8 protein-coding genes and 1 pseudogene are annotated in these 11699 nt (G+C 72.0%); 2 read left to right on the top strand and 7 right to left on the bottom strand.

The genetic code is table 11. The features are described 5' to 3' along the window. A pseudogene (locus tag NBZ85_RS19380) lies at positions 1-826 on the top strand (alkaline phosphatase D family protein); the annotation flags it as partial. A 58-nt stretch (positions 827-884) separates the two neighbouring features. On the opposite strand, the gene NBZ85_RS19375 reads toward NBZ85_RS19380, so the two are convergent. The 7 genes from NBZ85_RS19375 to NBZ85_RS19345 all read right to left on the bottom strand — a co-directional run bounded on the left by NBZ85_RS19375 (position 885) and on the right by NBZ85_RS19345 (position 8181). After that, positions 885-1553, bottom strand: a complete 669-nt coding sequence (locus tag NBZ85_RS19375) for a hypothetical protein (RefSeq protein WP_261558228.1) — start codon at positions 1551-1553, stop codon at positions 885-887. A gap of 34 nt (positions 1554-1587) precedes the next feature. Further along, positions 1588-2238 carry an RNA polymerase sigma factor gene (locus NBZ85_RS19370; RefSeq protein WP_261558227.1) on the bottom strand — a complete coding sequence of 217 codons (651 nt, stop codon included), beginning with the start codon at positions 2236-2238 and terminating at the stop codon, positions 1588-1590. A gap of 298 nt (positions 2239-2536) precedes the next feature. Continuing rightward, positions 2537-3925, bottom strand: coding sequence for an amidohydrolase family protein (locus NBZ85_RS19365; protein WP_261558226.1), 1389 nt, complete (start codon positions 3923-3925; stop codon positions 2537-2539). After that, positions 3922-5109: a hypothetical protein gene (locus tag NBZ85_RS19360; RefSeq protein WP_261558225.1), complete on the bottom strand. Its 1188-nt coding sequence runs from the start codon at positions 5107-5109 to the stop codon at positions 3922-3924. The genes NBZ85_RS19365 and NBZ85_RS19360 overlap by 4 nt, the downstream gene beginning before the upstream one ends. 50 nt (positions 5110-5159) lie before the next feature. Beyond that, positions 5160-5969 (bottom strand): ABC transporter permease, encoded by an 810-nt coding sequence (locus NBZ85_RS19355; protein ID WP_261558224.1) that lies wholly within the window; start codon positions 5967-5969, stop codon positions 5160-5162. Then, positions 5966-6829: an ABC transporter ATP-binding protein gene (locus NBZ85_RS19350; protein ID WP_261558223.1), complete on the bottom strand. Its 864-nt coding sequence runs from the start codon at positions 6827-6829 to the stop codon at positions 5966-5968. Before NBZ85_RS19350 ends, NBZ85_RS19355 begins: the two co-directional genes overlap by 4 nt. Before the next feature lie 11 nt (positions 6830-6840). After that, a complete protein-coding gene (locus NBZ85_RS19345) occupies positions 6841-8181 on the bottom strand; it encodes an ABC transporter substrate-binding protein (protein WP_261558222.1) in 1341 nt (446 codons plus the stop codon). Positions 8182-8554: 373 nt separating this feature from the next. Here NBZ85_RS19345 and NBZ85_RS19340 point away from each other — a divergent pair, with 373 nt between their 5' ends. Next, entirely contained in the window at positions 8555-11686 is a 3132-nt protein-coding gene (locus NBZ85_RS19340) for a nitrate- and nitrite sensing domain-containing protein (protein ID WP_261562351.1), read from the top strand. The last annotated feature ends 13 nt before the right edge of the window (positions 11687-11699 follow it).

Here is an 11699-nt window from a genome sequence, read left to right as displayed (position 1 = left end):
GGCCAGCGCAGACTCGTCCGACGCCGACCCGCGGGAGCGGACGGTGCGGTGGAGCTTCCGCTGGGATCTGGGTCGGACCCGGCTGGTCGTGATCGATTCGCGGGCGACGCGGGTCGTCGCGGCGGACGGCACGCGCGCGATGGTCGACGCCACCGAGTGGGCCTGGGTGCGCCAGCAGACCGAGCACACCGGCGAGGTCGACCACCTGCTGCTCGGCACGTCGGTGCCGTACCTGCTCAGCCCACTCATCCACAACGTCGAGGCGGCCAACGAGCAGATCGCGGCCGGTCGGTGGGGCCGCCGCGCGGCTGGTGTGGCCGAGCGGCTGCGCCAGGCGCTGGATCTCGAACACTGGGCGGCGTTCGGGGCGTCCTTCGATGCGATGACGGAGTTGCTGCGCGCCGTCAGCGCCGGCGAGCACGGCCCCGCCCCCGCCAGCGTCGTCGTGCTCTCGGGCGACGTGCACCACGCCTACCTCGCCCGAGCCGACCTGTCGAAGGTCGGTCCCGCGGGACTGGACGTGCCGGTCTGGCAGGCCGTCTGCTCACCGTTTCGCAACCCGCTCGGTCCCGGGATCCGTCGGATCGACGCCCTGTCCCGCCGGACCTCGTTCGCCGTGGTGTCGGGGGCGTTCGCGCGACTCGCCGGTGCGCCGCGGCGGGCGCTGCGCTGGAAGGTGACCGACGGCCCCTGGTTCGACAGCCAGCTCGCCATGCTGGATCTCGACGGCCGCGCCGCGCGGCTGACCGTGTCGAAGACCGAGCCGGACGGCACTCCCGGCGGCCTGGACCCCGTCCTCGTCGCCGACCTCACCCTGCGCGCCTGACCCGACCCCTGATGGGCGGCCGTGCGGCGGTCACCTCCTGAGACCGACCCGCACGGCCTCACCGCGCAGGGAGCCTGGGGAACGGAACGACAATCACGGCTGACCGGTCGTCGTCGATGGCGAGGCTGGCGCAGGGCCGGTCCCGAGCGAAGGGCTGGCCGAATCCACTGTCGTCGATCGACCACGAGGACAACCCGTGGGCAGTCAACGCGCGCCGGAGATCGGCCATGATCTCCGCACGCGGACGGCAGCGATCCGCCGCCACCAGGTCGATCGCCTCGTGCTGGAAGGAGGCGACCCGCCGCGCCCGGTCCGAAACACCCGCGAACGGCCGCAGCCCCAGGGACGCGCAGGCATCCTTGCGCGGGAACACGGCGATACCCCCGTCATCGCGCAGGCAGGCGACTGCTCCGGCGCCGGGTTCGAGCCCGGCGCGCCGCCAGGCCCCGAGGCAGGAGCCGATGGGATCGGCCGCGGCAGCGCCGCCGATGACGATGGTGTCGCTCTGCAGGCTCACCGCGGAATAGCAACCGACGGCGCTCGCCCGCTCCGCCAGGCCGGCGGGCCGCAGTCCCCAGCCGGCCGCGGCAAGGCAGGCGACGGCGACCACAGCACCGGGTATCAGCACCCGTCGCCGTCGCCACCACGGTTTCGGCCACGGTCGCAGCGATGCGGCGACGTGCCGTTCGAGCAGTGCCCGACGCTGCTCCAGACGTTCCGCGGGCATCGGCCGCTGTGACGGAAGGTCCCGAAACTCCAGATCAGACATCCCGCGCCCTGCCCCGACCAGGAAGGCGAGCGGGCAGTTCCCCCGCCGGACCGGCTACCTCGGCGGGCAGATCCCACGGGTCAGCCGCCGTGCGTACCTTTTTCAGCCGGTCGCGCGCCCGCGCCAACCGGGACCGCACCGTCCCCACCGGGATACCAAGCGCCACCGCGGCCTCCGCGTAGGTCAGACCCTCCATCGCCACCAGCACGACGGCCTCCCGCATCCCACGATCCAGCACCGCGAGCTCGGCCAGGACCGCCCGCATCCGCCGCTCGTCATCCAGCCGCGACACGACGTCGTCGGCATGATCCGGCTCGGCACGTGTCGGCGGCAGCCGGTACAGCGCGGCGTCGTACCGGCGGGCGGCGCGCCGCTGGTTGCGCATCACGTTCGTCGCGACGCCGAGCAGCCAGGACCGCAACGACCCCGACACCACCACCGCGTCGGACCGCCGCCGCCACGCCTCCAGGAAGACCACCGACGTCGCATCCTCCGCCTCGCCCCACGACCCGAGACGGTGAAAGCAGTACGAGTGCACAGCTCCCGCATGCGCCCGGAACAGCCGTCCGAACGCCGTGCCGTCCCCGTCCACGTTCGCGGCCCGCGCCAGAAGTGCCTCGTCCGACTCGGATTCACCCGTCACCGTTGCCCCATACCGGTATGTGTCCGCCCAGCACCGTCGGGTTCCCGCAGCCTTCAGGAACCGGGGCCGCGGCCGGGCAACGCACTGCGGCTCCGTGGAACACCATGATCGCCGTGGAACACCATGATCGCTGTGGCTGAGGTGGGTCGCGAAACGGGCGCCGATGGCGGATGCGTGGGAGAGTGCCCGCCTGTTCCCACGCACAGCCCCGCTCTCGTCCACCTCACTGACTACCTGAAGTAACGATCGACCCGGGCCGGGCCGGGCAAGCACGACCGGGGCGCCGCACCAGGTGACGTCAGGGGATGGCGAGTTCCGAGGCGAGGCCGGCGCGGGTGGCGAGTTCGACGGCGAGCTCGCGGGCCCGGGGCAGGATCGCGGGGAGGTCGGCGGTGAGGATGCGGGCGTCGGCGACGATCCGTTCGCCGTCGACCCAGACCCCGGCGATGTCCCGGGTGCCGGCGCAGTAGACGACGGCCTGGTAGGGGTCGTGCACGAATGCCATCGACGGGCTCGCCTCGGCGAACAGCACCAGGTCGGCGGCCTTGCCCACGTCCAGACTGCCGACGGTGTCGTCGAGGCCGAGCGCGCGGGCACCGCCGAGGGTCGCCATCCGCAGCACCGCCGGCGCGGTCAGGACGTCGGCCTGCTGGTGGTGCACCTTCTGCAACAGCGCCGCGGCCTTGACGGTTTCGAGCATGTTCTGGCTGTCGTTGCTGGCGGCGCCGTCCACGCCGAGGCCGACGGGTACCGCGTCACGCAGCAGCCGCGGCACCTGGCAGACCCCGCTGGCCAGGATCATGTTCGACACCGGGCAGTGCGCCACGGCGACGGCGTGCCGGCGCAGCAGCGCCACGTCGTCGTCGGAGAGCCACACGCAGTGCGCGGCCACCGTCTGCGCGTCGAGCAGGCCGGCCCGGGCGGCGACCTCGATCGAGCTCATCCCGCGGGCCGTGCGTGACGCGGTCACCTCCTCCCGGACCTCGTGCAGGTGGACATGCAGCCGGTCGGTCTCGCCCAGCAGCGACCGTGTCGCCGCGAGCAGCGCGTCACTGCTGGCCGGGATGGTGGCCAGGCCCACCCGGAACCGGGTGCGCCGGGAGCCCGCCGCGGCCTGCGCCAGCGCGTGATGCTCCGCGACGATCAGGTCGATGGAACGGGCGTGCGGGACGTCCGCAGGGCCGAACGAGACGTCCCCGCGTACCCCGACGACGTCGAGTGCGTCGACGATCCCCGGGGTGACCGGCGGGGTGCCCGGCGCCGAGCAGAACATGTCCCCGACCGTCGTCACCCCCGACAGGGCCATCTCGCTCGCCTTCAGCAGCGTGCCGACGTAGGCCATGTCCCGGGTCAGGTGCGCCTCGATCGGCTCGACCACGTGGACGAACCACTCCCACAGGGTGTGGGTCTCCCCGATGCCGGTGACCAGGCCCTCCGAGAAGTGACCGTGGCAGCTCACGAAACCGGGGGTGATGATCCCGCCGCCGTCGCCGATGACCGGCAGGTCCGCGAACCGCGCCGCGATCGCGGCGTACCCGTCGACTGCGGCGATGCGCCCGTCGACCACCGCGACCGCGCCGTCGCGCACGTGCCCGGCCGCGCCCATGGTCAGCACGTGCCGGGCCCGCAGCACGAAGCTGGCCGGTGCGACGGCGCTGGCCGGTGCGACGGCGGCGGGATCGGTCACTTCAGTCCAATGCTCGTGTCGATGTACTGGTTGGTGAACAGGTTGGCGGGGACGAGGCCGGCCTTCACCGGCTTCTTCTGGCCCGCGTAGATCGGGGTCAGGATCTGGATCATCCGGTTGACCCGGCTCTGCTCCATGTCACCGATCGTCGCGTTCGACCCGTTGGAGACCAGCGCCCGGTTCTTCATCGTCTGCACGGCGTAGGCGGCGAGCCCCGGCGAGTAGTTCCACACCGACGCGGCGTCCGCCTTGACGGCCTTGATGATGAGCGCGTTCGCCGTCTGCGGGTGCGCCATGAAGTCCGCCTGCGAGCGCTGCACGATCGGCACCAGCTTCTTCAGGCACCCGGCGAGCTTCGCCTCGTCGCCGGTGCGGACCGACAGGGCCTGCCCGTACACCGGGTAGCCGGTGTCGTTGACGAGCTGGAGGTTGACGTCGTAGCTGTGCCCGTCACCGAGCTCGTTCTTGTAGATGTAGGGCTCCGAGGTGGCGAACCCGGCCTGGGCGACCTTGCCGTCCTCGGCGACCCAACGGGACGGGGAGCCGTCGTAGCTGCCGTCGACCTGGCCCCGGCGCAGGATGCCGGCGCCGAGCAGGTACTGCATGTAGGCGTCGGTCTCGTAGTAGAGGACCTTGGTGTCGGTCTGCCCGATGTCGACCAGCGTCGTGAAGTTCGGGTGCCTGCTCTTGTCCCACATGATCATCCCAGGGCTGACCTCGAACGGCGCGAACACCGCCCTGGTCGGCTGGGAGGCCGAGTTCTGGATGGCCTCGTCGGTGGAGACGATTCCCAGATTGATCGACTTGTCGACGTACATCTGCGCGCTGACCTGCTCGTACCCGATGGCCGGGCCGCCGAATCGGACCTCGACGTCCACCCCGGTGTCCTTGCCGCCGGAGACGAGGGAGCCGGTGATCCGTTTCTTGCCAGTGTCGATCTTCGCGTCCGAGCCGATGAGGTTGTACAGGAACCCGTACTCGGATTCGGCGAACCAGTCGGTCTGGACCACGATCTTGGCTGGGCAGGCGCCCGTCAGGTTGATGGCGTCGCCGGATGCGGCGGCCGGCGCCGCGGGGGCGGCCCCCGTGTCGGGCCCGCCACCGGAGTCCCCGCTGCAGGCCGCCAGGGCCAGGGCGAGCGCCGTGCCGAAGGCGACGGCGGCTCCTCGTCGGAAACGTCCCATGTTGCTCCCTCTCGTGAAGACCCCCCGGGGCTCGTGAACCCCCCGCGGCGTCAGGGCGTCTCGGCGCCGTACCAGCGACCGGTGACCAGTCGACTCAGCCAGCCGAAGAACGTGAACACGACGACCCCGAGCAGCGAGGCGAGGATGACCGCGCCGAACAGCTGCTGGGAGAGCAGTCGCGCCCGGTAAAGATCGATCAGGACGCCGATGCCCGGCTTGCCCTGCTTGAAGAAGAAGTCGCCGACGACCGCGCCCACGACCGACAGCCCGGCGGAGACCTGGAACCCGGCGAACGTCGCCGGCATCGCCGCCGGCAGCTGCAACGACACCAGCCGGCGCCAGCGGGGGATCCGGTGCAGTCGGAACAGGTCGAGCATGCCCTGGTCGACCGACTTCAGGCCGAACAGCGTGCTGCTGATCACCGGGAACAGGGCGATGAGGACGCAGACGATCACCCGGCTGAGGAAGCCGTAGTCGAACCAGAAGCCGATCAGCGGCACCATCGCCAGCGTCGGGATGGTCTGCAGGATCACCGCGTACGGGTACACCGACTTCTCGATCCACCGGGCCTGGCTCATCGCGATCGCCACGGCCATGCCCAGCCCGATCGACACCCCGAGGCCGATGAGCGCCACCGACGCCGACAGCCACAGCGCCCGCAGCAGCTGCGCGAGATTGTGGCCGTCGAGGAAGGCGACGCGGACGACCGAGTCGGGACTGGGCAGCAGGAACCGGCGGTCCCGGTCGAGCACCACGAGGCTCACGAAGTACCAGACGCCGATGATGACCGCGAACAGGACGAGCGGGGCGAGGCGGTCGCGCCAGGTCGCCCGTGGCCGTCCCGTGCGCAGCGCCCTCACGCCGGCTGCCCGCCGCCGTCGCGCAGGCGGCGCGAGACCGCGGCGGTCAAGCGGGTGAAGTCGTCCCGAAAGCGCAGCTCCGCCGGTCGCGGGAAGCCGAACGGGACGGTGAACTCGGCCACCATCCGGCCTGGGCGCGGCGACATCACCAGGACCCGGGTCGACAGGTACACCGCCTCCGCGACCGAGTGGGTGACGAACAGGGCGGCGCCGAAGCGGCGCAGCTCGAACAGTCGTAGCAGCTCGTCGCCCAGCCGTTCCCGGGAGATCTCGTCGAGGGCGCCGAACGGCTCGTCCAGCAGGAACAGGTCGGGGGAGAGCACCAGCGAGCGGGCCAGGGAGACCCGCATCCGCATCCCGCCGGACAGTGAGCGGGGCCGGTGCCGCTCGAACCCTCCGAGCCCCACCAGATCGATGACCTCGGTGGCCCGCGGCCGGTACTCGGCGCGGGGGGTGCCGGTCAGCTCGGCCAGCGTCTCCACGTTGCGCCGCACGCTGCGCCAGGGCAGCAGGGTCGGATCCTGGAAGACGTAGCTGATCCGGTCGGTCGACGGCGCCACCGTGCCGGCGGTGGCCTCGGTCAGGCCGGACGCCAGCCGCAGCAGGGTGCTCTTGCCGCAGCCGGACGCGCCGACGATGCTCACGAACTCGCCGTCGCGGACCGTCAGATCGATCGGAGCGAGGGCCTGGGTGCCGTCCGGGTAGCGCTTCTCGGCGCCGGTGAACGTCACCAGCGTCGGCGCGAGGTCGCCCGCCGGCCCACCTGCGTCGTCGCTCGCCGGCCCACCGGCGTCGTTGTCCCGTGGCGGAGCGCCGGCCTTCACCGATTCGTTGCTATATGTCCAAATATGGTGCCGCATGACCCGCCGGCCTAACCGTTCTGCGCGCCGATGGATGCTGCCGGTGCCCCTGATCCGGCCGAGGCGCGGGTGGTCGACGCTGGACTTCCAGGCGGCGGCCAATGGACCGAGGTTGTGGCCAGGTCGCGTGGATAGACGGTGGCGAATGTCCCGTCGGTGTCCTGTTCGACGACCGTTGCGGAAAGCGTGTTCTGGTGGGTTCCGTCGAAACGCACGCCGTTCCAGGGCATGATGGTCGCGGCTCCCGGGAGATCGATCGCGACAAGTGCGGAGCGTATCCGCTCCCGTTCGGAACTGCCGGCATCCTCGATTGCCCGGGCATAGATTGTCACCGCGGTGAAGGCGCTCGCCGCGTCCGCCGTCATCGGGGTGCCGAAGTCGCGCTGATAACGGTCGGTGACCGCTGCGGCGAGTGGGTTGGCGCGGGTGCCGGGCAGCGACCACGAGACCTGCCGGCTCACCCGGCCCGCGAAACCGGGGATGGCGGCGAGCTGGGCGGCCTCCGCGGGCGCGCCGTAGACGACGACGGCGGGCGGCGTGTACCCGCTGGCCTGGAATGCCTTTCCGAGACCTGCCCCCGCGCCGGGAGTCGTCGTCATGAGGACGACGTCGGGTGCGGCGGCGCGGATCGCCGCCACCGCGGCCGAGGGATCGGCGTCGCCCGGCTCGTACGGCGCGTTGGCCACGATCTGGTAACCGGCCTCCTCGCCGTACTCGGCGATGATCGAACTCAGGTCGGCGCCGGTCGCGTCGTTGCCGTACAGCACGGCCACCCGTCGACGCTGTTGACCAGGCTGTTCGGCGTTGCGCAGCAGGGACAGGAAGGCGCCGCCGTAGTCCGCGGCGTCGGGCCCGGCCCGGAAGTACCAGCTCAGCCCGCGCTCGGTGAGTGCCGTCAGGGCGGCGTCGCCGCTGACGAACGGGGTCTGCAGCCGCTCGGCCCGCTGGCTGGCGTCCAGGGTGGCGTCGGCGCCGAATGCGCCGACGATGCCGGCCACGCCGTCACTGCCCGCCAGGGTCGCCGTACCGTCTGCCGCGGTTTGCCGGTCGCCTTTCGTGTCGAACGTCACAATTGACAGCCGGGCGTGACCTGATGGTCCCCAGATTCGACCAGTGGAGTATCCAGAGTGGTCTTCTCCGGTGTTGATGAACCGGCTGGCGAGTTCCGCTCCCCGTTGGGCATCGCGGCCGGCTTCGGTGTTCCCGCCCGTCAACGGAGCGAGAAGGCCGATCTTGACCTCCCCGGAAACCGCGGGTGGCCCGGAATTGTCGCGACCGTTGCAGCCCGCGAGTGCAGCGATGCAGATCAGCGCAACACCCGCCGCGCTCGCCCTTCGAAAACCGTGGATCATCACGCTCCCCGTGCGCCCGGCTGGAGTGAGCGGTGAAAGCTACCGCGACCGGCGCCGACACTAGTGGTTTGGTGTCGGTCAGGCGCAGTGGGGTTGGGTCATCCCCAGCATGGTTGGACTCAACCCGGACGATTGCCTGGCCGTTCGTCAAGAGACCCCGCTGGCAGTCGCGTCCGGTGCGCAAATAGCCTTTTGGTTCGGAGCTGTGGTGAGGACAACCGTCTCGCGGTCGGGTGCGCATGGCCCCGCTGGGCGGCAGCGTTCACCCGGCGCCGCCCTGGGTTCCGGGTTCCGGGATCCGGGTTCCGGGAGCCGGGCGTTCGAGAGGCGGAGAGGTACGGGGCGCGTGATCGAGCCAGGAAGGGGCGAGGATGTGACGGGCGAGCCGCCGGAGACCTCCCACGGGGTCCTCGACCGGGGCCGCGCCGGGTCGCGGCGGGCACGCCGTGGCCGCCCGGTCGCGACCGGGCCGGTCGGGGGTGGCGAGGTGCGGCCACGCCGGTGGGCGAGCCTGCGCGACCTGCCCGTGCGGGGGAAGCTGTTCGCCGCGCTGGCCGTGCCCACCGCGGCCTTCCTGGCTCTCGGGATCCTCCTGGGCGTCACCTGGCTGTCCAACGCCGCCAGCTACGGCCGCGATGTGACCGCGGCGAAGCTCGGCCGGGACGTCACGGCGACGGTGCACGAACTTCAGCTGGAACGTGACCTCGCGGTCGGGTACATCAGCAGCGGGCGCGGCGCGGACTCCGAGACCGCGCTCACCGGCCGGCTCGACAGCCAGCAGCGGGCGGTCGACGCAACCATGGCTCGGTTCCGCGGAACACTGGGCTCCTCCGTCGGCGGCCTCGGCGCGGGCACCGGGCGGGTGGCTGATCGGGCGGAGGGCGACATCGGCGGGCTGCCCGCGCTGCGCCGGTCGGTGCGGACCGGTGGCCTGCCCATGGACGCGATCTTCAGTCAGTACTCGACCATGATCACTAACCTGCTCGACCTCGACGGCCGCATCGGGCAGGACCGCGACGACGAGGACCTGCGGTACGCCGCGACCGTGCTGGGCGACGTGTCGGCGCTGAAGGAGATCGACTCCGAGATCCGCGGGCAGCTGTTCGCCACGAGCTTCGCGCAGCGGTTCGCCTTCGGCGCCTCCGACCGGCTGGCCGGACTGCTCGCCCAGGAGCAGACGGCGCAGGATGCCTTCCGCTCCGCCGCCCGTCCCGACGACCGCGCCCGCTTCGACCAGATCGTCAACGGGCAGGCCGTGCTGACGGTCAAGCGCATCTCCGAGCGCGCCATCCAACGCCAGCGGCTGACCGATCTCGACATCGATCCCGACCAGTGGCTCGCGGCCAGCACGACCCACATCGAGCTGCTGCGCATCGTCGAGTCCGACCTGCTCGCCAACGTCACCCACTCCGCCGAGCACCTGCGCTCCGCCGCCTGGCAGCGCATCGCCCTGATCGGCACGCTCATCCTCGTGATCACCGTCGGCGCGGTCGTGTGGACGCTGGCGATCGCACGGACGATGACCGCGCCGCTGCGCCGGCTGCGCAGCGGCGCCCTCGACGTCGCCCAGGTCCGCCTGCCGCGCCTGATCTCCGAGCTGCACACGGTGAGCCCGGAGCAGGTCGACACGACGATTCAGCCGATCGGAATCGACTCCCGAGATGAGATCGGCGAGGTCGCGCGCACCTTCGACGAACTGCAGCGGGAGGCGGTGCGCCTCGCCGCGGAACAGGCCAGCCTGCGCCGCAACGTCAACACCCTGTTCCTCAGCCTCTCCCGGCGCAGCCAGAGCCTCATCGAACGGCAGATCGCCCTCATCGACCGGCTGGAGGCCGCCGAGGAGAACCCGCTGCAGCTGGAGAACCTGTTCAGGCTCGACCATCTGGCCACCCGGATGCGCCGCAACAGTGAGAACCTGCTGGTCCTCGCGGGCACCGGGCCGGGGCGTCGCCGGGCCGAGCCGGTGCCGCTCGGTGATGTGCTGCAGGCCGCCCTCGGTGAGATCGAGCAGTACGAGCGGGTCCAGATCGTCGACGTGCCGGACGCGCGCGTCGCCGCGGACTCCGTCAACCACGTCGTCCACCTGGTGGCCGAACTGCTGGAGAACGCCGCACAGTTCTCGCCGCCGTACCTGTCCGTCGACCTCGCCGCCACCGCAGACGACGGCGGGGTGCTCATCACCATCGACGACGGCGGGCTCGGGATGTCCGAGCGCGAGCTCGCCGCGGTCAACCAGCGACTCGCCGACCCGCCGACGTTCGACTTCTCCATCGCCCAGCGCCTCGGTCTGTTCGTCGTCGCCCGCCTCGCCGACCGCCACGACATCGAGGTGCGGCTGAGCCGTTCGGACGCCGGTGGGGTGCGGGCGTCCGTGCGGCTACCGGCGGCGCTGCTCGTGGCGAGTGACCCCGTCCCCGTCCCCGTCCCCGTCTCCGTCCCCGTCTCCGTCCATGGCCTGGTGGGGGCACCCAAGCAGGCCGAGGCGGCGGCGGAGGTGGCGGCGCCCGGCGCCGACGTTGCCGGTTCCGGCGGGTTCGACGGCGGCCCGGACGCCGCGGCACCCGTGGCACCCGTGTTTGCCCCGTACGTGCCGACCAGCGGATGGTTCCGGCCCCGGGGCATCGGCCTCACCGACGACGACCTCGCCGATCTGGCCGACCTCGTCGATCTTGCCGATCTCGACGGCGTCGACCGGCCCACCGGTAGTGATCCGACGGGCCCGGGGGCACTGCCGGCGGCCGGGGGCGATGCGGACCTGCCGTCGATCGCGCAGGCCGTCGCCGCGCTCGACCGGCGACGCGAACGGGCGGCGACCCGGCGCGAGCGTGCCGTCGCCGCGCGGCCCGACCCGAGCGCCACCGGGGACGCGGCGTCGCCCGCGGCCGGGCAGCCGGCGTGGGCCGCCTTCACGTCGCCAACCGCCGGGCTGCGGGCGTTCTCCGAGAATGCCGCCGGGACGCGGGCCCTCGACGGGCCGGCCGGACCGTTCAACTGGTTCGTCCGCGAGGAGCTTCCCGCGGCGCCCGGCCAGGCGAACGGGCCTGCGGGCCGGCCGAACGGACCTGATGGGTCGGGCTCCGAGCGGGTCGCGGTGGGCCTCGCCGCGGTCGACGTCGCCGGATCGCGCGGCGGCTCGGTAGCGGCTGGCGGGCCGTTCACGGTGCCCGGGCTGCCGGCGGTCCCGAAGCCGGTCGTGGCGTCGACACCCCGGCTGTCTTCCCGGTCGGCGGCGGGGCCGCTGCCGGCCACGGCCTCCGGGCTGCCGATCCGGACCCCGAACTCCGTGCCAATTCCCGGGCAGATCCCACCCGGGCCACCCACCGGGCCGGTCGACGGCGCGGCCAGCCCGAGCCTGTTCCTCGGATCCGCCGGCTCGGCGTCGTCGCTTGACCTGCAGGTCGCGCCCGAGCGGATCCGCGGGCGGCTGAGCAGGCTCTACGAAGGCATTCATCACGCCCGGGGGACCGGAGTCGCCGCCGCGGAGGACGACGCCGTGGGCGACTGAGCTGGTGGACCCC

It is taken from the genome of Frankia tisae (assembly GCF_025403405.1).
Lineage (GTDB): Bacteria > Actinomycetota > Actinomycetes > Frankiales > Frankiaceae > Frankia > Frankia tisai.
The sequence above is the reverse complement of the archived record's forward strand: the minus strand, read 5'-3'. Positions and strand labels throughout refer to the sequence as shown.